The sequence below is a fragment of the Pseudomonas sp. PS01298 genome, from assembly GCF_029959745.1.
GTDB lineage: Bacteria > Pseudomonadota > Gammaproteobacteria > Pseudomonadales > Pseudomonadaceae > Aquipseudomonas > Aquipseudomonas aylmerensis.
Genome location: NZ_JASCPP010000024.1, coordinates 28,423 through 51,034, shown reverse-complemented (window position 1 = coordinate 51,034; position 22,612 = coordinate 28,423). Strand labels below are relative to the sequence as shown.

17 protein-coding genes are annotated in these 22,612 nt (G+C 63.8%); 4 read left to right on the top strand and 13 right to left on the bottom strand.

Going from position 1 to position 22,612, the window contains the following annotated elements:
* Positions 1-22: 22 nt before the first annotated feature.
* The 6 genes from QMX97_RS11605 to QMX97_RS11580 form a co-directional block, all read right to left on the bottom strand.
* Positions 23-1,537 (bottom strand): hypothetical protein, encoded by a 1,515-nt coding sequence (locus tag QMX97_RS11605; protein ID WP_282396971.1) that lies wholly within the window; start codon positions 1,535-1,537, stop codon positions 23-25.
* Between the two features lie 117 nt (positions 1,538-1,654).
* On the bottom strand, positions 1,655-2,032 hold the full coding sequence (locus QMX97_RS11600; protein WP_282396970.1) for a hypothetical protein: 378 nt from the start codon (positions 2,030-2,032) through the stop codon (positions 1,655-1,657).
* 2 nt (positions 2,033-2,034) lie between these two features.
* A complete protein-coding gene (locus QMX97_RS11595; RefSeq protein ID WP_282396969.1) occupies positions 2,035-3,030 on the bottom strand; it encodes a hypothetical protein in 996 nt (331 codons plus the stop codon).
* A 136-nt stretch (positions 3,031-3,166) separates the two neighbouring features.
* The gene (locus QMX97_RS11590) at positions 3,167-4,231 is read right to left on the bottom strand and encodes a lipocalin-like domain-containing protein (RefSeq protein ID WP_282396968.1); all 1,065 of its coding nucleotides are present in this window, start codon (positions 4,229-4,231) and stop codon (positions 3,167-3,169) included.
* A complete protein-coding gene (locus tag QMX97_RS11585; protein ID WP_282396967.1) occupies positions 4,221-6,683 on the bottom strand; it encodes an FtsX-like permease family protein in 2,463 nt (820 codons plus the stop codon). The genes QMX97_RS11590 and QMX97_RS11585 overlap by 11 nt, the downstream gene beginning before the upstream one ends.
* Positions 6,680-7,339, bottom strand: a complete 660-nt coding sequence (locus QMX97_RS11580; RefSeq protein ID WP_120449085.1) for an ABC transporter ATP-binding protein — start codon at positions 7,337-7,339, stop codon at positions 6,680-6,682. Before QMX97_RS11580 ends, QMX97_RS11585 begins: the two co-directional genes overlap by 4 nt.
* A 271-nt stretch (positions 7,340-7,610) precedes the next feature.
* Here QMX97_RS11580 and QMX97_RS11575 point away from each other — a divergent pair, with 271 nt between their 5' ends.
* Both QMX97_RS11575 and arnT read left to right on the top strand, forming a co-directional pair.
* A complete protein-coding gene (locus QMX97_RS11575; RefSeq protein WP_262134143.1) occupies positions 7,611-8,291 on the top strand; it encodes a histidine phosphatase family protein in 681 nt (226 codons plus the stop codon).
* Positions 8,292-8,476: 185 nt separating this feature from the next.
* Complete coding sequence (arnT, locus tag QMX97_RS11570; protein ID WP_282396966.1) at positions 8,477-10,135, top strand: lipid IV(A) 4-amino-4-deoxy-L-arabinosyltransferase; 1,659 nt, start codon at positions 8,477-8,479, stop codon at positions 10,133-10,135.
* A 2-nt stretch (positions 10,136-10,137) separates the two neighbouring features.
* Here the strand turns inward: arnT and QMX97_RS11565 are convergent, their stop codons facing one another.
* From QMX97_RS11565 to QMX97_RS11540, 6 genes are all read right to left on the bottom strand, one after another.
* Positions 10,138-11,058, bottom strand: a complete 921-nt coding sequence (locus tag QMX97_RS11565) for an ATP-binding cassette domain-containing protein (protein WP_282396965.1) — start codon at positions 11,056-11,058, stop codon at positions 10,138-10,140.
* A 145-nt stretch (positions 11,059-11,203) separates the two neighbouring features.
* A complete protein-coding gene (locus QMX97_RS11560; RefSeq protein ID WP_120449088.1) occupies positions 11,204-12,040 on the bottom strand; it encodes an alpha/beta fold hydrolase in 837 nt (278 codons plus the stop codon).
* Entirely contained in the window at positions 12,037-13,701 is a 1,665-nt protein-coding gene (locus tag QMX97_RS11555; RefSeq protein ID WP_282396964.1) for an ABC transporter ATP-binding protein, read from the bottom strand. The genes QMX97_RS11560 and QMX97_RS11555 overlap by 4 nt, the downstream gene beginning before the upstream one ends.
* Positions 13,698-14,525: an ABC transporter permease gene (locus tag QMX97_RS11550; protein WP_282396963.1), complete on the bottom strand. Its 828-nt coding sequence runs from the start codon at positions 14,523-14,525 to the stop codon at positions 13,698-13,700. The genes QMX97_RS11555 and QMX97_RS11550 overlap by 4 nt, the downstream gene beginning before the upstream one ends.
* Positions 14,525-15,502, bottom strand: a complete 978-nt coding sequence (locus QMX97_RS11545; RefSeq protein ID WP_282396962.1) for an ABC transporter permease — start codon at positions 15,500-15,502, stop codon at positions 14,525-14,527. Before QMX97_RS11545 ends, QMX97_RS11550 begins: the two co-directional genes overlap by 1 nt.
* Positions 15,499-17,082, bottom strand: a complete 1,584-nt coding sequence (locus tag QMX97_RS11540) for an ABC transporter substrate-binding protein (RefSeq protein WP_282396961.1) — start codon at positions 17,080-17,082, stop codon at positions 15,499-15,501. The genes QMX97_RS11545 and QMX97_RS11540 overlap by 4 nt, the downstream gene beginning before the upstream one ends.
* A gap of 307 nt (positions 17,083-17,389) precedes the next feature.
* Here QMX97_RS11540 and QMX97_RS11535 point away from each other — a divergent pair, with 307 nt between their 5' ends.
* Positions 17,390-18,736 carry a tetratricopeptide repeat protein gene (locus QMX97_RS11535; protein WP_282396960.1) on the top strand — a complete coding sequence of 449 codons (1,347 nt, stop codon included), beginning with the start codon at positions 17,390-17,392 and terminating at the stop codon, positions 18,734-18,736.
* Positions 18,737-18,856: 120 nt separating this feature from the next.
* On the opposite strand, the gene QMX97_RS11530 is transcribed toward QMX97_RS11535, so the two are convergent.
* Positions 18,857-19,852: a P1 family peptidase gene (locus QMX97_RS11530; protein WP_065904101.1), complete on the bottom strand. Its 996-nt coding sequence runs from the start codon at positions 19,850-19,852 to the stop codon at positions 18,857-18,859.
* A gap of 287 nt (positions 19,853-20,139) precedes the next feature.
* Here QMX97_RS11530 and QMX97_RS11525 point away from each other — a divergent pair, with 287 nt between their 5' ends.
* Entirely contained in the window at positions 20,140-22,575 is a 2,436-nt protein-coding gene (locus QMX97_RS11525; RefSeq protein ID WP_282396959.1) for a TonB-dependent receptor, read from the top strand.
* Positions 22,576-22,612: the final 37 nt, after the last annotated feature.

Below are 22,612 nucleotides of genomic sequence, written 5' to 3'. Positions count from 1 at the left end.
TGGGTACTACGGGTCAATCATGTCAGCTCTTGGTGCTGCTCAGCAGGGTCTGCTTGCACAGGTGGCCAAAACTGACGAACTGGGTATTCTCGCCACCGACACCGATGCCCGGGTATTCCAGCACTTCCATGCGCCACACGCCGTAGTTGAAGTCGGTACGCCAGGTGTTGTTGTAGCCCTGGGAGTAATCGACAAAGGTGGTCTGGAAATCACCACCGCTGCACGCGCCCACATTGATCGTGCCAGAGGCTTGCCCCGAGCTGTCGGTCGCTGCCGAATACGCCTTGTAGACGATGTCGCCGTTGGCCGGGTCGATCCGCTGGTCGAGATAGACGATCGGGTGCAGGCCCACCAGCGGTGCACCGGTGCTGTCCGACAGGCCCATGGTCCAGGTCAGGTCCCGATAGGCTTGGGTGGTCATGTAGCCATAGCCCACGTTGGAAGCCGAATACGGGATGCGCAACACGTTCGCCTCGCCCTTCACATCCGGGCTGTTGACCCGCGGGTTGGAACCAAACGACAGGTTGTACTTGCCCGTCGCGCTCCACGGCTCATTGGGGTGCTGGTTCGGCCGCACACGCACCTTGACTACGCCACCGACGCCCGGGCTGGGGATCGAGGTCGACACGACGTTGGCACCCACGGTGACCCACTGGCCGCCATCGAAACGCTCGAGGATCCACTTGTTACGCGTGCTGCCACTGGCCGCATCGGCCGTCAGCGCAATACCGACACTCTGCCCACGGACGGCGGTGAAATCGAAGTAATCGACGTCATCCAGGCTGTCGGCATTGCCGTTGATGTAGTTCAGAGTGTCCGGCAGTTGGAAGGCTGTGTCCGGGGTGTCATTGGGCTCATAGGCGTCGAGGTTGGTATCGACCGCAACCCCGAACTGAAAGCTCGACCCCTGGACCGCCGCGTTAGCCTCCATGAACCAGTAGTAGTCACCGGCCGGCACCACGCCGCCAAGGCTTTCATCGCCGGTGCCGGGGTTATTGGAAGTGCCCAGGGGCAGCGGATTGCCCTGGCCATCGTCCTGGAACAGCGACAACGACATATCGGTGCCTGCAGTCTGGTTGACCAGCAGAACGTTGATCCGCGCTTTCTGCGGCAGGTTGAAGTGGTAGCACAGCAGATCGCCGGTTTGTACGCCATTGATCGTGTAGAGAGAGTTGATATCCAGCGTCTGTTCACAACCCTGGACCAGCGCGGCCTGTACGGCGGGCGCCGACTGGGCCGCGGCTTTTTGTACCTTGGTCACCCTGGCCGGCGCGGTGTTGTCTTCGACCACCGAGTCGGCTTTCGCCTTGGCGGCAAACAATGGTTTCTTCTGCTGGGCCCCCGCCAGCAGTTGCTGCTTGAGGGCAGCCGTCGCCTTGTTGGCGTTGATCTTCACAGCGCTTTTCAAGCCGTGCTTGACCGTGGGAGACGCCGCTTGCGCAGCCAGGTGAGGGTATTGTTCAGCGAGGGCAAAGGCCGAGACAAAGCAGGTGGCCGCCATGGCCGCGCCCAGCATGAGAGCTTTTTTCGATTTCATTTTTTATCCATCCATAGTTAAAAAGTGAAGCTCAGGTGACATCCGGTCACCTGGGATGGAATGTAGGATAAGGCTGGATGGATGTACAGTATTTTTATGAAAAAAATGCAGCCCCTTTCAGATGGGGATGTCGGCCCATCTACGCCAAACAGTCCAAACGACTGTTGCGATAACCCAAATAAAGCCAACGTAATAGGGCCACAACACCCAACGCTTCAGTCCTAATGGAATAGACGCCAGCTCGGCCTCGGTCACAACACCTGCTTTCACATAGCGTGCCGAGTCAGATAGGAAATCAAACATCAACAGCATGCGGTATTGCCTGTCGATCCATCGGTTTCGTCTCCAGAATCGCTTATTGGCGCGGACCCTTTCGTTATGACTGAAATAACCTTCCACCTCGTCGAGTTTTGTATATTCGGCAAACAGCGCCAGCCCCAAAACGACAAACGCCCCAACAAAATGCACAATGGTGAAGGCAAGAAAAAGCGACACGATTAAGCCCCCTCTGGCTCGAAGATCAAATCACCGTTGACCTTCAGGATCTTTCCACCCAATAAGGCACCTTCATCACCTAGACCAGAGCCTACCGCCTGCCCACCCGCAGCGCCGCCAATAACTGCGCACGCAAGCGCACCTTGGCCCTTCATCGAAATACCCAAAAATAGGTGACAAGCACGAAGAGCGAAGGCTGCACCATACTTTCCCCCGACAGCCGCCCCCGCCACTCCCCCCACCAACCTCCCCGTCTCCACATACTTAGCCCTCCTGCACTGCGCCTCCCGTCCCGTCACACACGCCTCCTTGATCTCCAGCCCGGTCACGCCCACATCCAGCGCGATGCCAATGAAAGTCCCTTTACCCAACCACTTCGACATCTGCGCAATCTCGCGCATGCGCTGTGCATACCCCGCAATCTCGCCTTTATGCAGATAGCTCCTGGTCGAAATCCCCAGCACCTTCTTCAACGACTCATTGCCCTGCAACCCCGTGCCGAACCGTGCCGCGCCTTGCAGTTGCAGATCCAAGCGCCGGAATAAGGCCTTGCGCTGTTTGATAAAGCCATCCCGCTCCAACGCACCGTCCTTCAAGCGCTGATGCAACCGCTCGATGTCCTCCAGGGTCTGCGCCACTTCATCCAGGTGCCGCGCCCAAGCCGATGTGGCGCTGCCGATGCCAATCGAGCCGTAGGCCAGGAAGCTCTGCAGCAAGTCGTAGTTGTTGATCACCGCGGCGCCGGACGAGTTGTTCAGCTCCAGGTTGCGACGGACCTCTTCGGCATGGCGCATTAACCAGGCTTCCTCGACGGAGCAGCTCACGCTATGGATGTCGGGAACAATCACCAACTGCCCCGGAGTCACCAGGCCAGGGCGAAGGTGGCGGTTCAGTACATCGAAATGCGCAGAGCGCTCGCGGCTCGAACCGCCGCCCATCAACCGGACTTTCAAACTCGGGTAGTCCGTCGTACGGTCGTTGATAAAGCCCTGCGCCATGCCCGACATCCCGTATGCAATGAAGATGGCGTCGGAATATAAGCAAGCGACCCCGCCCCGGACACAAGCCCAAGGCGGTCAAATTGCATTTAGGAAGTTGCCTACCTGAAGAAGAAACAGCCCCTACAGAAATACCTTAATAACCGGTCATTTCCAGGTAACCCACCCCACCGTCGAACCGCACGGGTCCTTCCCAGTACGGAATGCTCAGGTTCATCCAGGCGTTGGGGTTGACGGCCTCAGGGGTGATGTCGAGCTGTTTGCCGGGAATTTTCAGGGACCAGCGCGTAGGCAGCTTGCGCCCGTCGAGCGTCGTGGTGTCCAACGGGGTCAGTTGGATATCGGCGTTGTGCAGGGTTTGCGTGTGACCTTCGTGGTCGATCCAGGTGCCGGTCAGGTAGGACCCACCATCGGTTTGCCGCACGCGAAACAGCATCAACTGCTCGCCACGGTCCAGGTGCAGGGAGAACCAGTCCCAGCCGGTCTGGCTCGCGCTCAGGGGTTGACTGCTCCATTCGCGATCCAGCCACGCCGGGCCCGTGACTTGGTACATCTGGCCGTCGATGCTCACGCTGCCGCTGGCACTGAAAAACGGCTGGCTGTAGTAGTACGAGGCCTGGCCCTGGTCGGATTTGCGGCTGTAGCCGTTATCACCCTGCAGCACCAGCGGGCGGCTGGAAGTCAGGTGCAGGTCATAGGCGAAGTGCGCACCGCTCGCCTTGAGTTGCATATCGGACAAGGGGCTCACGGCACCGGGGCGGCTGGCGAAGTTCCACTCGTCGATCCAGGCGTTGAACGGCACGGCCTGGGCGCCAGCCTGGCCGACGCCGCCGCGGGCATAGCGTTCGGCGGCGTAATGGCGGGTGGCTGAGGTGACGGCGGCGTGGCCGAGCCAGACTGTCGCGTCCTGCCAGCCGGTTTGCGTCGGCCCGGCCTTGAGGGCGTTGCGAAACAGCGTCCATTGCACGCCAAACACGTTGCCCTGCGCATCCTTGAGGTTGGCGGTGACGTACCACCATTCAATGCGAAAGCCCGCATGCGGCCCATGGTCCTCGGGAAAACTGTAGACCTTGCCCGGCACTACCTGGGTGAAGTCCGCCGCATCGCTGCCCAGGCCGGCGAAACTTTCCGGTGGTGCGGGCGCCTGGTCGCACGCGCTCACCAGTAACAGCGCCAGCCACAGCAAGGATTTAATCTTCATGCGCAAACGTCCTCAACAGGTCCGCCGGACGGCTGCGGTACAACTGCCACAACGGCCAGGCCGAGGCCAGCAACGTGGCGAGCAATGCCAGCCCGAGCAATTGCGCCAGTTGCCAAGGAAATACCTGCAGAGGCAGGCGCCAACCAAACGCTTGCACGTTGATTACCGCATCCAGGCACCACGCCAGCAGCAGGCCCAGGGGCAATGCCAGGATCAGCGTGAGCACCGCCAGCAGCCAGGTCTGGCCCAGGTTCAGCAGCATCAATTGGCGGCGCGTCACGCCCAGCGCCCACAGCGGTGCAAGTTGGCCCAGTCGGCTTTGACTCTGGGTCAGCAGGCTGATAAACAGCGCCACCCCGGCCACGCCGAGGGTGAGGCTGTTCAGCGCCGCGGTGGCGGCAAAGGTGCGCTCGAACACCTGGCTCGACCAGCCCTTGAGCTGCTGTTGATCGACGATGCGGCTGTCTTCCAGGGCAAAGGCCCGTTGCACCGCCTGGACCAACGGCGCCACATCCGCCGGCAACACCCGCAGGTTGAACCGCGCCGGTGATAGGGTCGGCCAGTGGGCCAGCAGGTGTGCGGCATTGACCAGCATGTGGCCCTTGGGGTTGCCATAATCGGCGTAGATCCCCACCAGTGTCGGTGACCACACGCCCTGCGGCGTGGGAATGCTCAGCGTGTCGCCCAGCTTGATCGCCAGCCGCCGCGCCAATTGCTCGCTGAGCATCAACGTGTCGTGGTGCTGCAACTGATCCCACGGCTCACTCACCGCCTCCAGCAATGGCCAGTGCTGGCGATAGGTCGGGTCATCGACCACGCCAAACAGATCCGCCGGCCAGCCCTGCAATTGCACGGCGACCTGCCAGGTCGGCAGCACGGTCTGCACGAGCGGTTGTTGCTTGAGCCAAGTGTTGAGTTGTTCGGCCTGGACCGGGGTCTGGGGATTGAGGTACAGCTCGGCGGTGAGGCGCTGCTCCAGCCAGTTATTGAAGGTGTGACGAAAACCCGAGGTCATCGAGCCCGCGCCGATATTCGCTGCCAGCGCCAACAGCAGGGCCATCAGCGCCAGGCTCAAGGCCGGCAATTGCTGGCGACAGTCGGCGAGAAACCATTGGCCGAGCACCGAGCGGCTGCGTCCGAGTACCGCTTTGAGCAAGGCATTGAGCAGTACCGGCAAACCCAGGGCGGCGCCGAGCAGCAGCGCGGCCATCAGCACAAAGCCGGCCGCCAGGCTATTGCCCAGCCACAGCGCCAGCACCGCGATCAGCAAGGCCGTGCCTGCGACCCAACCCTGGCGTCGCAACCAGCGCCCGTGGGCCTCGTGCCAGGCCTGGGCATTGGCCAGCGCCAGCAACGGCAGGCGCGCCGCCCGCCACAGGCTGCTGGCACCGGCGAGCAAGGCACCGAGCAGGCTCAAGCCGAGTCCCGCCAGCCACCACCCTGGGCTCAGGCTCAATTGCCCTGGCACCTCGGCGCCATACAGGCCGCGCAGGCTGGCCGCCACGTCCGGCAGCAGCAAGCTCGCGAGCAGGTAGCCACTGGCGACGCCGAGTACACCGCCAAGCAACGACAAGGCGCCCAGCTCGACGCCCAGGCCGAGGATCAACATGCGTGCGCTCACCCCACAGGCACGCAGGGTGCGCAGCAGCCCGCGCCGTTGCTCAAGGGCCAGGCCGATGGCCGCGTGCACGATAAACAGCCCGACCACGAAGGACAGGAAGCCCAGCGCGTCGAGGTTCAGGTGAAAGCTCTCGGTGAGGCGCGCGAGGTTGTTGTCCTCGCCCTGCTTGAGTTGCAGTTCGGCAGGTGGCGTGGGATGGCCGGCGGCAAACGCCTTGCCTACCAGCAGTCGTGACAGTCGGTCGGGCATCGCCAGGAGCGGCTGGGCGAAGCCGATATCGGTAAGCAACAATCCCGGCGCCATGTCCGGCTGGACTTGCAACGGTGGCAGGCGCTGCCCGTTCAGCGTGAGCGGCTGCTCACCGGCGCGCAGCCCCAGGGCCTGCAAGGTCTGCGGCGCGATCCAGGTACGCCCCGGCGGATCGAAGAACGCCAGCATTTGCGCCTGGCTCAGACGCTGCCCCGCCACTGCGCCACTGCCGGGCAGTGACACCGGGTCGATGCCCATCAGTTGCAGGCGCATGTCCTCGTGGCCCTGGAGCTGCACCCGCCCCTGTACCACCGGCGACACCGGCCACCCGGCGCGGCGCAATTGGGCAAACAGCACCTGCGGGAAACTCGCGCCGTCCGGCGTACTGAGGCTGGCCTGGGGCTCGCCGCCGATCAACTGGCTGGCGCGCGCATAACTGTCGCGCGCCTGGCTGTTGAGGGCCTGCACGCCGGTCAACAGGGCGGTGGCCAGCCACAAGCCGGTGAGCACGCTGAAGAACTGCACCGGATGGCGCCGCCAATGGCTGAGCAAGGCGCGCACCGTCCAATAAAACACACTCACGTCGCCACCACCTGTCCGCGATGCAACACCACCTGGCGGTCCAGTCGCGCAGCGATCCGCGGGCTGTGGGTGACCATCAACAGGCTGGTGGGGCTGTCACGCAGCAGGTCCAGCAACAGTTGCAGGACTTCGTCGCTGGTGGCTTCGTCGAGGTTGCCGGTGGGCTCGTCGGCCAACAGCAACCCCGGGCGCGAAGCCAGTGCGCGCCCCACCGCCACCCGTTGCTGTTGGCCACCCGAGAGTTGTTCCGGATAACGCTTGAGCAAGTCACCCAGGCCCAGGCGCTCCACCAGTTGCGCCTGCCACCGGGCATCGAAGCGCCCCGCCAGGCGCGCCTGGAATGCCAGGTTGTCGTCGACGCGCAAACTGCCGATCAGGTTGAACTGCTGGAACACCAGGCCGATTTCAGTGCGTCGCCAATGCGCCAGTTGCGCTTCGCCGAGTTGGTCGAGCCGCTGCTCGCCCACCTGGATGCTGCCGCCGTCCACCCGATCGAGCCCGGCCACCAGGTGCAGCAGCGTGCTCTTGCCGCTGCCGGATTCGCCCATCAGCGCCAGGCTGCTGCGCGCGGCCAGGTGCAGGTCGACACCGGCCAACACCGCCAACGGGCCTTGGGGCGTGGCATAGCTTTTGAAAACACCTTGCACCTGCAGCATGGGAACACTCGTGTGAGGGGTGGCCATCGAGAATAACGGCTGGTGATGGCGGCCACGCAAATTTTTCACATGGATTTCACCGGTTGCCCACCCACCGCACTTTAAATTACCGGCCAAGCGTCAGGTATCGGCAACTTGTTAGTTGCCACGCCTGACAACTTTTACCCGCCCCGTGTTCAGCGAAAAGACAGCCGTCCTGTGCCAGCCTCAAGTCATACTGCAGGCATTCGCCAACACGTTGCGTCAGCTAACTAATACAACACTGCCAACAGTGCCCAAGGTGAATGAAGTGGTTGACCTGACCCTGACCAAACCACGCTCGCGCAGGGCCGTCATCAAGCGACTGCAACCGCTGTGGCTGGGGATTGTAGTGATCAGCCTGTTGCTTACCGCCAGCCTGCTGTGGCCGGCGTCACCGCGTGACCTGGGGGTGGGCAACCGCCTGCTGACCTCCCAGGTACTGCCGCTGTGGCGCGACGGTGACCTGATCGTGCTGGTGCGTCATGAAGAGCGCTGCGACCGCTCGTCGAATGCTTGCCTGGGGCCGGTGGAAGGCCTGACGATCAAAGGCAGCCAACAAGCCGAAAACCTCGGCAAGGCCTTCAAGGCACTGGGCATGGACGGCAGCGATGTGCTCGCCAGCCCGGCCATTCGGACCGCCCAGACGCTGCGGTTCATGTTCGGTAAAAACGAGCTGACCTCCGGCCAGCAAGCCGTCTGCGGTGCGGCCATGGGCGAAGAGTTGCTCAGCCACAAGACCCCGGGGCGCAACCTGGTGTTCGTCACCCACAGCGGCTGCATCGCCGACTTCGAAAGCACCCTGGGTTTCCCCCACGCCACCTTCCCCGAGTACGGCAGCGCGCTGTTCGTGCAGGTCTTGCCCAACGGCAAATTCAAGACCTTGGGCCTGGTCAATAATCAGGACTGGCCGGCCGCGTTAAAACAACTGTAAGTACTTTCCTGCCCGCCGCCGCCCTCTATGTTCAGCAAAAAGACAGCCATGTTCTGGCATGTTTAGTTGCGCCTTTTAATTAAGGACGTCATGAATATCTTCTGTCACTCAGTGAACGCTTTGATGTTTTTCGCTATTACTTTCTTACTGCAAATATTTGCCAGTACACGTCAAGGAGCGACGTTGTGACGATCCGATTCAAACCCCTGCCGTTGTTGTTATTGGCCTTCGCCGCCTTTTACCTGTTGCCGCTGGGCCTGCACGGCCTGTGGACCCCGGACGAAACCCGCTACGCCCAGGTCAGCCAGGAAATGCTGCTGAGCGGCAACTGGGTCGCGCCGCATTACATGGGCATTCGCTATTTCGAAAAACCCGCCGGCGGCTATTGGCTGATCGCCCTGGGCCAGGCCGTGTTCGGCCAGAACCTGTTCGGTGTGCGCATCGCCTCGGCCCTGACCACCGGCTTGAGTGTGCTGCTGGCTTATGTGATCGCCCGCCGCCTGTGGAACACCCCGCGCAAGTCTTTCACCTGCGCCCTGCTGTACCTGAGCTTTGGCCTGGTGGCCGGGCAAGCCGGGTATTCCAACCTCGATCCGCAATTTACCCTGTGGGTCAACCTCAGCCTGGTTGCCCTGTGGTTTGCCCTCGACAGCACCAGCACCCGTGGACGCCTGCTAGCCTGGGCCGTGGTGGGCCTGGCCTGCGCGATGGGCTTCATGACCAAGGGGTTCCTCGCTTGGGCGTTGCCGGTGCTGATTGCCGTGCCCTACATGCTCTGGCAACGGCGCCTGGGCGAATTGCTGCGCTATGGCCCGTTGGCCGTGGGCGTGGCGGTCCTGGTGTGCTTGCCTTGGGTGGTGGCGATCCATCTGCAGGAACCGGACTTCTGGCGCTTCTTTTTCTGGAATGAACACATTCGCCGCTTCAGCGCCGACGATGCGCAGCACGTACGCCCGTGGTGGTTTTTCCTGCCGATCATCGCCGTGTCCTGCCTGCCCTGGGCCGGCCTGCTGCCCTCGACCCTGCGCACCACCTGGCGCGAAAAACGCCAGCCGGCGATCGCCTTCCTGGCCCTGTGGCTGCTATTGCCGCTGGGGTTCTTCAGCCTGAGCAACGGCAAGCTGCCGACCTATATCATGCCGTGCCTGCTGCCCCTGGCGCTGTTGATGGGGCACACGCTGGTCGACCTCCTCGACAACGGCCGCGCACGTACGATCAGCCTCAATGGCCTGCTCAACTTCGCAATCGGCATGGCCGCGATGATCGGCCTGATCTACCTGCAAATCGCCCGGCCGCTGTATGGCCACAGCCATGCCGAAATGTTCGGCCTGTCCCTGGCCTTTATCGTGCTGCTGGTGTGGATCCTCAGCAACCTGCTGCAAGCCTTCCGCCCGTTGACGCTGTGGGCGATGCCGACCCTGGGCATTGGCTTGCTGGTGATCCTGTTGCCGGCGAGCATGCCGGCACAGATCGCCGATAACGAAATGCCCGACCAGTTCGTGCTGGAGCATATGAACGAACTGCAGCAAACCCAGGCGTTGCTCGCCAACTCCCTGGAAAACGCCAGCGCCCTGGCCTGGCGTCTCAAGCGCACGCAAGTGTCGCTGTACGACACCGAAGGTGAACTGCGCTACGGCTTGCAGTACGCGGGCTCGATGCACCGCAAGGTGGAACTGGAACAGGTCCAGGCCTGGATCAGCGAGGCCCGCCAGCACGGTTCGGTCGGCGTGCTGATGCGCGTCAACAGCACCAGTGAAATGCGTGAGGCCGGGCAACTGCCGCCGGGCGGCAAGCGTTATCACAAAGGCTATCTGGAATTGATTGTGTATCCGCCGTTGCAGTGAGGTCAGCGCGGTTTGGACGTTGTAGGGCTGACCTCCTCGGTCGGTGCGACGCCGCTGCCCAGCACCTGCTCCTGCACCGCCCGCCCCTCCGCCCGGTTGCGGATAAACCCGGCGCGGGTAAAGCGTTCCAGGAATGGCACCGGCAAAACTTTGTCCGCTGTCATGGGCGGATGTTCGGCCGCGTCGCCAAACAGGGTGTAAGCCGCGCTCGGCAGATGCCGGGTATTGAGGTCGCCGGTGAGGCGCCCTTGCTGCAGCACAATCGCGCGGTTGGTCACCCGCTGCAGGTCGGACAAGCGTTGCGAGATGCACAGGATCGCCACGCCACGCGCGCGCTGGCTGTCGATCAGCCCGAGCAGGCGTTCGGCGTCGACGGCCGAGAGGGCCGCGGTGGGTTCGTCGAGAATCAGCAGCTTGGGGTGCAGGGCAAACGCGCGCGCCAGCACCAGCAGTTGGCGGTCTGCCTGGCCCAGGCGCTCTACCGGGAGTTGCAACGGCAGCTCCAGGCCCAGCCCGGCGGCGATGGCTTCGGCACGTTGCAACAGGCTTTTGCGGTTGAGCAGGAAGTCGGCGTCAGGCTGGCCCAGTTCGTCGAGCAACAGGTTTTCAGCCACGCTCAGCCCCGGCGCGATGGCATCATCGGGACATTGGTGTACCGCCACAATGCCAACGCGGCGCGCCGATAGCGGCGAGGTGAAACGTTGGCGCTGCCCCTCCACCCACACTTCGCCAGTGTCCGGCGCGAGGCTGCCGCTGAGGATTTTCACCAGGGTCGACTTGCCCGCGCCGCTGGCCCCCAAAACCGCCACCCCTTCCCCCGGATAAATATCCAGATTGACCTGATCCAGCGCCCGCTGGGCACCAAAGGACTTGCTCAGGTCCAGCAGGCGGACCAGGGGCACGGGGGCAACGAGGTTGCTCATGGCGAATCTCTAAGGCGTAACGATGGCTCATTGCAACGCACAAGGGCGCTGATTTATTCCGCACAACAATGAGTTAGGCCTCGGATTAAATGCATTACCTTATGAACAATCCAATAGCTGAATCGCATAGGAAATAGATTTTGAGTTATAAGCCCCTTGCCAGCAGTTTGTTGAATGCTTTCAGCACCAAGGCAGGCTTCTCCAGCATCAATTGATGACCACAGGCCTCCAGCAGCTGGAAGTCAGCGTTCGGTAACTGTTCAGCCAGCGCCTGGCCACCGCTGGCAGGGGTCAGGCCATCGCTGTCACCGGCCAGCACACTGACCGGCAATGTCAGGCCGGGGATCTGTTGCGCATCCGGCCATTGGGCCTTACTGGTCAGGGCCTTGAACATGTGCAGGCGGTTGCGCTCGGTGAGTTTCTCTTCGTAAGCCACCAGCGCCGGGTCGACCGAGGCATGCCAGGCATGCTTGCGAAAGCCCTTGGCCAAGACCGGGCGCAGCCATTCCAGGAGCCACGCCGGCAAGGCCATCAATCCGCCGTTGACCACAGGGCGGTGAAGGCGCGCGCCCAACAGCAATGCCGCGTCGATGCGCGCGGTGGGCTTGGCCAGCAACGCGCTGAGGCTCAGGCCGGTGCCGAAGGAATGCGCGACAAGCAGGTTACGCGTGCCGGCGTAGCGCTGCAGGATCGCCAGGTAGTCGGCCACCAGCTCGGACCAGGCGTAGGCCTGGGCATTGCGTGGCCGACCACTGTCGCCATGGCCCAGCAGGTCCCAGGCCACCAGGCTGTAGCCTGCGGCCTTGAGCGCCGGCCATTGCAGGCGCCATTGGTCCTTGTTGCCGCCGGCGCCATGGCAGAAAAACACCACGGTGTCGGCCTGGGTGGTGCCCACGTGGTGGGCAATGCTCAAGGTGCGATTGGGGCGGATTTCCAGCAACTCGCCGCGCACCACGGGTAGATCGGCAAAAGAGAACGTCATACACAGCCTTGGGTAGGCGCCGGTGTGCCGGCGATGAAAGATTCGGACGTGGCAGCGCTCGACAGGGCGCTATCGTCGGCACGCCGACCGCCACAGTGCAACAAGGTCCGGGTATAGGGATGGCGCGCATCGGCAAACAGCGTCGCCGTGTCGCCCTGCTCGACCACCCGGCCGTTCTGCATCACCGCAATGCGGTCGCACAGACGCGCCGCGACACGCAGGTCATGGGTGATAAAAATGATGCTTAATTTCAGCCGCCGTTGCAGCGACTCCAGCAGCTCCAGGATCTGCACCTGGATCAACGCATCCAGGGCCGAAACGCACTCATCGGCAATCAGCACCTTGGGCTCCACCGCCAAGGCGCGGGCGATGCCGATACGCTGGCGCTGGCCACCGGAGAACTCATGGGGGTAGCGTTCGAACGCCGTGGCGGGCAGGCCCACCAGTTCCAGCAAGGCCCGCGCCCGCTGTTCGGCGTCGGCGCGGGTGCGCCCCTGCACCAACGGCCCGGTCATGATGATGCGCCCGACGGTCTGGCGTGGGTTGAGCGAGGCAAACGGGTCCTGGAAGATCATTTGCACTTCGCTGCGCAACGGGCGCAGGCGGGCTTCGGACAACCCTGCAACGTCCTGGCCCAGCCATTCGATCTGGCCGCTGTCGGCGCGCAGCAAGCGCACCAGGCAGCGGCCCAGGGTGGATTTGCCCGAGCCCGACTCACCGACAATGCCGAGGGTCTCGCCTTCACGGACCTGCAACCCCACGGCGTCCAGCGCCCGCGTGGTGTGCTTGCTCCACCAGCCCGTGCGGCGACTGAACACCTTGCCCAGTCGCTCGGCCTTGAGCACCACCGCACCGTCCACCGTGGTGCGCGGTGCCAAGGGTTGGGCCGACACTGCCGCAAGCAATTGCCGCGTGTAAGCGGCCTGCGGCTCGCGCAATACCTGCCGGGCGCTGCCCTGCTCCACCACCTGGCCCTTTTCCAGCACCAGCACGCGGTCGGCAATCGCCTCGACCACGGCAAAATCATGCGTGATAAACAGCAACGCCATGCCCTTGTCCTGCTGGATGCGGCGCAACAGCTCGAGGATCTGCGCCTGGGTGGTCACGTCCAGGGCCGAGGTCGGTTCATCGGCAATCAACAGCGCCGGATCAAACGCCAGGGCCATGGCGATCACCACGCGCTGGCGCTGGCCACCGGAAAGCTCGAACGGATAGGCCAGGCGCAGGCGCTCAGGGTCCGGCAGGCCGACATAGCCGAGCAACTCCACCACCCGGGCGCGCCGTGCACTGGCGGATTTCACCCCGTGGGCGCGCAGGGTTTCATCGATCTGCTCGCCCACCCGCAACAGCGGGTTCAGCGCGCTCATCGGCTCCTGAAAGACCATGCTGATGTGGCGCCCGCGCAGTTCGCGCATGGCCGCTTCGCTGCGCGCCGCCAGGTCTTCGCCGCGAAACAGGAGTCGCCCGCTTTGCACGCTCAACGGGCGCGGCAACTGACGCAACAGCGCCTTGGCCAACATCGACTTGCCCGACCCGGACTCGCCCACCACACACAGGCATTCGCCGCTGCGCACCTGCAGCGACAGGTCATACAGCGCATGGCTGCGGTCGGCTCCCGGCGGCAAGGCGATGCGCAGGTGCTCGACACTCAATAACGTCATAGCGACCTCTCTGGTTCAAATGCCACGCGCAGGCCTTCGCCGACCTGATTTACCGCCAGCACGCACAATGCAATTGCCAGCCCCGGCAGGAAGCTCATCCACCACGCATCGCGCAGCAGGCCACGGGAGGCGTTGATCATGTAGCCCCAGCTCATCGCCTCGGGGTCGCTGAGGCCGAGGAATGCCAGGGCGGATTCGGTGAGGATCGCCGTGGCCATCACAAAGGTCATGACCACCAGCAACGGCGCCAGCGCATTCGGCAGGATCTGTTGGCTGATGATCCCCCACGGCGACTGGCCCAACACCCGCGCCGCCTGCACGAATTCGCGCTGGCGCAGGGTGAGGAATTCACTGCGCACCAACCGCGCGACGGCCGGCCACGCCACCAGTGCAATCGCCAGCACGATGGTGCCCAGGGACGGCTCCAGCACCGCCACCAGGATCACCGCCAGCACCAGTTGCGGGATGATCTGGAAGAACTCGGCGATGCGCATCAGCACGCCGTCGACCCAACCGCCGAAGTAGCCGGCGATGGCGCCCACGAGCAGGCCCATCAGCAAAGTCGCCAGGCTGGTCAGCACGCCCACGGCCAGTGACACTCGCGCGCCATACAGCAAGCCGACACCGAGGTCGCGGCCAAGCAGGTCACTGCCCAGCCAATGGGCCGGATCATGGAACGGCGCCAGCATCGGCTGGCCGTTCATTTCCCACGGCGAGCTGCTGGTCAGCCACGGTGCAGCAATCGCCAAGGCGGCCAGCACCAGCAAAAACACCGCGCCGATCAGCGCCGAGGGTTGGCGCACAAAGCGCTTCAACAACCGCATCAGCCCCGCCCTCCAGCGCCAATACGCGGGTCGAGCACGCGGCAGAGCACGTCCGTCAACACGTTGAAACCGACCACCAGCATCGAGATCACCAGGAAGCCGCCCATCAACACGCCATAGTCGCGCTGGGCCAGCGAGTCATACATCAAGCGCCCGATACCAGGCCAGGAATAGACCACCTCCACCAGCAAGGCGACGCTGGCCAGTTGGCCGAGTTGCAAGCCGGCAAAGGTCACCACCGGCAACAACGCGTTGCGCAGCACATGCACCCAGAGAATCCGCCGTGGGTGCAAGCCCTTGGCGTGCGCGGTGCGCACGTACTCCTGGGCAAGGGCATCGAGCACGGCGGCGCGGGTCAGGTGGATGTACAACGCGAGGAACATCACGCTCAGCGACAGGCACGGCAACAGCAAGTGCTGCAGGCGATCAAGCAGCGAAAAGTCGCGGCCCACGGTCTCCATGCCAAACGCCGGCAACCAGTCCAGGCTCACCGAGAACAGCAGGATCAGCAGCATCGCCAGCCAGAACGGCGGCATCGCATACAGCAGCAAGGCGCCGTGGGAGATCAGGCCATCGAGCCAATGGCGCTTCTGCCGCGCGCGCGCCGCCAGCACGCCAAGGGTCACCCCCAGCACCGACGACAGCACGAACGCCGAGCCCATCAACGCCAGGGTCGCCGGCAAGCGCTCGGCGATCAGCGACCACACCGCGGTCTGGTTGCGGTAGGAGTAACCGAGGTCGAGGTGCGCGATATTGCCCAGGTAAATCAGCAGTTGCTGGAGCAGCGGTTTGTCCAAACCCATGGTCTGGCGCAATTGCTCGATGAACTGCACATCATCCACCCCGGCCTCGCCGGCCAGCAGCAGCGCCGGGTCACCCGGCGCGAGGTGAATCAACAAAAAGCTCAACACCAGCACGGCCACCACCATCAGCAGCGCCTTGCCCAGGCGCCCACCGATATACAGCACGCCGTTCATGGTGCCGGCGCCTCGAGGTACACGCTTTCGTAGTCTTCGTTAAGGCTGGTGGCGGTCTGCAGCAGGTTTTTCACCTGGGTGTGGAACAGCGTCGGGTAGCGCATTTCGAAGATCGGCGCGATGGGCAGGTCGGTGTTCAGTACGTTCTCCAGTTGGCTGAAGAGCTGCTTGCGCTCGGGACCTTCCGGGGTATCCGCGATTTTGCTCCACAGCGCATCCGCCTCGGGGCTGTTGTAGCCGCTGACGTTGGCGAACGGCGAGGTCTTGAGGATGTAGTCGGAGCGGAACAGGTAGGCGCTGGTCAGGTACGGGTCGCCGATCTGGAAGATAAAGTTGTAGGTCAGGTCAAAGTCCCAATCACTCACGCGCTGGAACCAGGTCGCCGCATCGGACGTCACCACCTGCACCTTGAAGCCCAACGGCTGCAGGGCCTGCTTGGTGTATTCGGCCAGGCGCTCCCAGGCACCGCCCTTCTCGCCATTGAGCAGGCGGATGCGCACCGCGCCGACGTCCACGCCGGATTCGGCAATCAGCGCCTTGGCCTTTTTCACGTCATAGGTGTACTGCGGCAACTGCGGGTCGTGGTACGGCGTGGTCGAGACAAACTCACCCTGGGCGACCTTGCCCGAACCGAAGAAGATATTGTCGACGATGAACTGGCGATTCAGCGCATACAGGATCGCCTGGCGCACCTTGGGGTTGTTCAGCGGTGGCTTGCGTGTGTTGATCTGCAGGAAGGCCAGACCGGCATACAGCTCCCAGCCTTTCTCCGAGGACTGCACATTCGGCAAGGCGCTGAGCCGCTTGAGGTCGGCGTAATCCGCATCACCGCTGCGCAGCACTTGCACGTCATTGCGCTCGAACGCGGCGGCGCGCGAAGAGCCATCGGGGATCACGTGAAAGATGATGCTGTCGAGGTGCGGCAGGCCTTTTTTCCAGTAATTGGGGTTCTTGGCCAGCTTGATGTAGGCGCCGCGTTTCCACTCCACGAATACAAACGGCCCGGTGCCCACCGGCTTGAGGTTGTAGGGGTTGTTGCGAAAATCGGTGTGCTCATAGAGGTGCTTGGGCACCACCGGGCGCAGGCCGCTGCCGAGGGCCGAGAGCAATGGCGCGAAGGGTTTCTTCAGGTGGAAGACCACTTGCAGCGGGCCCTTGGCAGTGATGCTGTCGACGTATTCGGTGATGATCCCGCCGAGGCGCTTGTCGACCTCGGGGTAGAAGGTCTGGAAGCTGAACACCACGTCATCGGCGGTCAACGCCGGGCCGTCGTGCCAATGCACGCCGTCCTGCAGGTCGAAGGTGTAGGTGAGGCCGTCGGGGGAAATCGTCCAGGCCTTGGCCAGTACCGGCTTGGGGTTGAGGTCGGTGTCGAAGGTCAACAAGCCCTGCAGCACCTTGCCGCTCACGTATTGGGTGGACACGTGGCTGACCACGCCGTGCATCAGCGATGGCGGCTCCGGCTGGGCCACCAGGTTCAGCACCCCGCCCTCCAGGGGTTGCGCCAGTGCCTGGCCGGCCAGCAACGCGGTGCACAGTGCCACGGAGGTGAGGGCACGGCGGAAAGAAAATGGGCGCATGAAGGCTCCTCGACTGGAAAGACAGGCGAGGGATTTTGCAAGGGCTGTGCCATGGGGGTATTGGCGGGGGATTGCTGAGCCAAAGGCCCGGCAAGGTGATGAAAAAACCACAGCGGCCTGCGTGAGTGTGCAAAAAGCAACAGCCCCTGCAGGAGCCAGCTTGCCGGCGATGGTGGTGTCTCAGCCAACAAATCCATCGCCGACCCACCGCTCTCGCCGGCACGCCAGCGCCCACATGAGCGCCACGGTGTCAGCTGGCACAAGGTTTGCCCCTCCAAACCCATCTGAAACCAAGAGCCTCTTCACCATGCCACTGGATTACCTGGGCAACCCCATCGACACCACCGACCCCATCACCCGCCAGGGGTTGGACGATTTCATCGGCGGCTTCCTCGGCTACCAGCCCCGCGCCGAAGGCATCCTTGCCGCCGCCGATGCCAACCCGGACTCGGCACTGGCCAATGCGTTTGCCGGCTTGCTGCTGATGTTCATCGAGTCTCCGCAAGGCCCGGCGCTGGCGGAAAAATACCGCCAGCGCGGCGTAGCCGTGAACACCGACCACCCGCGCGCCCAGTTGTACCTTAACGCGCTGCATGCCTGGATCAAGGACGACCTCGATCAGGTCCTGCAGTTGAGCGAAAACCTGCTCGACCGCTACCCTCGCGACCTGTTCGCCGCCAAGCTCAACCAGTACCTGGAGTTCAACCGCGGCAACTGGCCGGCGCTGTTGCGCATCGGGCTCAAGGCCCGTGCCGGCGCGCCCGACATTGCCCACAGCCACGGCCTGCTCGCCTTCGCCTACGAGCAGTGCCACCTGCTCGAAGAAGCCGAAGCCAGCGCCCGCGAAGCCCTGCGCCTGCAACCGTCGGAGCCCTGGGCTCAACACGCCCTCGCCCACGTGTTGCTGACCCACGGGCGCATCGAGGAAGGCACCGCGTTCCTGGAAAGCGTCAAGCACCACTGGGACGGCCTGAACTCCTTCATGTACACCCACAACTGGTGGCACCTCGCGCTGTTTTACCTGGCCCGGGGCGAGGATCAACGCGTATTGGCGATTTACGACCAGCATGTGTGGGGCATCCTCCCGGAGTACTCCCAGGACCAAGTCGGCGCCGTGTCCCTGCTGGCGCGCCTGGAATTGGCCGGCATCGACGTGGGCCAGCGCTGGCAGGCCTTGGCGCCCTACCTGCAACGCCGTACCGCCGACACCGTGCAGCCGTTTTTGAGCGTGCAGTACCTGTATGGCCTGGCTCGCGCGGGCCAGCCGGAGGCAGACACCCTGCTGGCGGCGCTGCAGCACCACAGCCTTCACGCACGGCCGGTGTGGGGCGAAGTGACGCTGCCGTTGGCGCGTGGCCTGCTCGCCCATGCACGCGGCGATGCCCACGTCGCGCTTGAACAACTGGGCATTGCCCTGCCGCGCCTGAACGAAATTGGCGGCAGCCACGCCCAGCGCGACTTGTTCGCCCAGGTCGAGCTGGATGCGCGCTTGCAAGCCGGGGATTGGTCCGGCGCCCAGCAGGCATTGGAGTTGCGCCGCCGGTATGACGGCTGGGACGTGCCGACCAATCGCAGCCTGGTGCGGGTGTATGAGGCGCTGGGATTGCCGGAGCAGGCAGCAAAAGCCCAGGAGCGGCTTGCACGCTTTGCCTGATGTTCACAGATCCAAACAGTAGGCGCTGGCTTGCCTGCGATAGCGGTCGGTCAGCGGCATGTGGCCCAACTGACAGATTGCCATCGCCGGCAAGCCAGCCCCTACAGGAATCCGTGCTGCTCATTGGCTTCGCGCGGCAAACACCCCCCGGGCAATCGCCCGCGCCACACAATCGGCCGCCGCCGAACCAATACAGCCAATCTCCACCTGCCGCCGTGGTCCGTCGGTCAGCTCCACTGCCGCCGACGCCAGCGCAAAGACCGTGTCGCCATCGAACGGCAAATGCGCCGGGCGCACGGCGCGGGCGATGCCGTCCTGGGCCATGATCGCCACGCGCTTGCACTCGGCAACACTGAGGCGCGCAGTGCTGGCGACCACCACCAACGTGGTGTTCGCCCCGGCTTGCAGGCGGCCCATGGAATCCAGGCGCGACAGCTCGGGGATCGGGTCGCTGCAGTCCATCACGCCCTCGGGCCGCTGGCCGCCGAACTCACCGGCGACTTCCCAGGGCCAGGCCCAGAAAGTCTTGCCGTCGGGCATGTACACCGAGCCGATCGGGTTGGCGACCACCAGGGCCGCGACGATCAGCCCGTCGCCCAGGTCCAGCGAGGCCGTGCCCAGCCCGCCCTTCAACACCCCGGCCATGGCGCCACGGCCAGCGCCGACCGAGCCCAGCTCGAAGTCCTCGGCGGCATTTGCCAGCGCTTCAAAGCCCAGGCGCCGATAAGGCGGTTCCAGGCCCCAGGCTTTGTCGCCGCCATTGGCCAGGTCATGCAACACCGCAGCGGGCACGATGGGGATCGCCGGGGCGCCCGGTTTCAGGTGCAACCCGACCTGGTCCTGGGACAGCTTCGCGGCCACGGCATCGGCGGCGCCGAGGCCAAACACCGAGCCGCCGGCGAAGACCAGGGCATGCAGCTGGCCGACCATGTTTTCCGGCTCCAGGGCGGCCGTCTCGCGCCCGCCGGGGCCGCCGCCGCGGATGTCGATACTGGCGGTCCAGAAACCATCGGGGCGGATCACCGTGACGCCGGTGTCGACGTGCAGGTCCGTGGCGTGGCCGACCGTAAGGCCTGGGATATCAGTGAGGGCGTTGCGCGGGCCGGGTCTAGGCATACAGAAAAAGCTTCCTTGGGTTTAGGTATGGCGTGGGGAGAGCAAGGGGTGTGCCAAGCATCGGCGCCCCGGCCTCGCGAGGCAAAACCGGATGGCCCGGAAAAACCCCTGCACAAAAACCAACACCCTGCCTTCGCGCCTGTTAGAAAAACACCAGCGTCCTGTTCAACAACTCATCAACTCATTGTTTTTAAAAAACTTTTCCACATGGCACAGGCCTTGCTCTCAAGCCTCCCACCAGAGCTTGAACTCAACAAGCCACCCTACCCATTGGAGTGTTGCCCATCATGAATGCATCCCGCGCCGCCGGCCGCAGGCCCCGCAAGGCCTTCGCCCACACGCTGTTATTCCTCGCCCTGTGCGAGGCCGCCAGTTACAGCAGCCTGACCCTCGCCGCCGACACCCCGGCCAGCGACAACCCCCTGGACACCGTGGTGGTGATCGGCAACCGTGGCCAGGCGCGCACCCTCGCCGAAAGCCCGGCGCCGGTGGATGTGATCTCCTCCAAGCAACTGCTCGCCACCGGCCAGGGCGACCTGACCCGCGCCTTGAGCAAGGTGCTGCCGTCGCTCAATCAGCCGGCGTCCTCCGGCTTCGGTTCCACCTCGGTGGTCCGCCCGATCAGCCTGCGTGGCCTCAACGGCGACCAGGTGCTGGTGCTGGTCAACGGCAAGCGCCGCCACAACAGCGCGCTGCTCAACAACGGCACTTACCTCAACTCCGGCTCGCAACCGGTGGACCTGGACATGATCCCCACCGCCCTGGTGGATCACGTGGAAGTGCTGCGCGATGGCGCCTCGGCCCAGTACGGCTCGGATGCGATCGGCGGCGTGGTCAACGTGGTACTCAAGCAGACCGACCACGGCGGCAGCCTGTCCACCAGCTACGGCCAGAACTATGAAAACGGCGACGGCGAAACCGCGCGCCAGACCGGCAATATCGGCCTGGCCCTGCCCAACGACGGGTTTATCAACCTGGCGCTGGACGTGAAAAAACAAAACATCTCCGACCGTTCCGACAACGCGCCGTACACCGACTCTGCCGGCAACACCAGTCTGCAGCACACCTACTACGGCACCGGCCTGCCCGAGGCGAAGAACTTCAGCCTGGGCTACAACGCCGAGCTGCCGGTGGACGATGCGCTGACCTTGTATTCGTTTTCCACCTACACCCACCGCAACTCGGAAAAGCCCCTGGCCTTCCACCAGCCGTCGAGCTTCAACGGCATCCAGACGCCCTATCCGGAAGGGATTGAAGACAACCTGCGCTTTATCGAAGAAGACTTCCAGGTCGCGTTCGGCGGCAAGGGCAAGGCCGCCGGCTGGGACTATGACCTGTCCAGCACGTTCGGCCAGGACCACGCGCGCGCCACCCTCACCGACACCTACAACCTGAGCTACGGCCCGACGTCGCCGACCTCGGTGGACACCGGGGTAAAAACCTTCAGCCAGTGGACCAACAACCTCGACCTGACCCGCGCCTTCGACCTCGGCCTGTACAAGCCCACGCAGATTTCCTGGGGCCTGGAACATCGCTACGAGGATTACAAGATCGGCAAGGGTGACGTAGCCTCCTACGCCAGCGGGCCGTTCAGCACCGGTGCCAACGGCGCGCTGATCCCGCCTGGGACCATTTCCGGTGCCGGCACCACGCCCGCCGACGCCGCCGAGAAGAGCCGCGACAGCCTGGCCGCCTACGGCGAAATCGGCCAGGACTTCACCGATAAATGGCACGTCGACCTGGCCGGGCGCTACGAGCATTACGACGATGGCTCCGGCAACACCACCAACGGCAAGCTCTCCACGCGCTACCAGTTGACCCCGATCCTGGCCGTGCGCGGCACCGTCAGCACCGGCTTTCGCGCACCATCGCTGGCCCAGCAGATCTACAGCGCCACCTCGCAGACCAGCGTGAATGGCCAGCTGTTCGACTACCGCAACGTGGCGGTCGATTCCGACGTGGCCAAGGCCCTGGGCGCGAGCAAGCTCAAGCCGGAAAAATCCACCAACTTCAGCCTTGGCATCACCCTGCAACCCACTGACGCCACCAACATCACCCTCGATGCGTACCAGATCAAAATCAAGGACCGGATCGCCCAGACCGGCTACCTCGGCGGCACCCCGCAGATCAGCGCGATTCTCGCCGCCGCCGGGCTCAACCCGAACCAGGCCGTCACCTACTTCACCAACGCCCTGGACACCACCACCCGAGGTATCGACCTGGTCGGCGACTATCGCCAGGACATCGGCGCCTGGGGCAGCCTGAAATACTCTGCGGGCTTCAACTGGAACACCACGCAGATCGACGACATCCACGCGTCCGCCGTCGCTGCCCAGGCCCTCGGCCCGGACGGTGGCTACGACCGTCAGCGCCAGGGCAACCTCAAGTACGGCCTGCCGCAATCCAAGCTGCTGCTGGGCACCACCTGGACCTACGACAAGCTGGAAGTCGGCCTCAACCTGACCCGCTACGGCGAATACACCCAGTACGGTACGGCTGAAATCTACGACCGCACCTTCTCGCCGGCGTGGATCACCGACCTCAATATCGACTACCACCTGACCCCGGCAATCACCCTGAATGCCGGCGCCAACAACCTGTTCAACAAGTACCCGGAACGCACCGACCTGGCCAGCAGCTCGGGCGGCTTCCCCTACGGCAACTTCTCGCCCTACGGCACCACCGGCGGCTACTGGTACACCGGCGTGACCTACAACTTCTGACCCAGCCCACGGGGCCGGTTCGCCGGCTCCGTGCCTG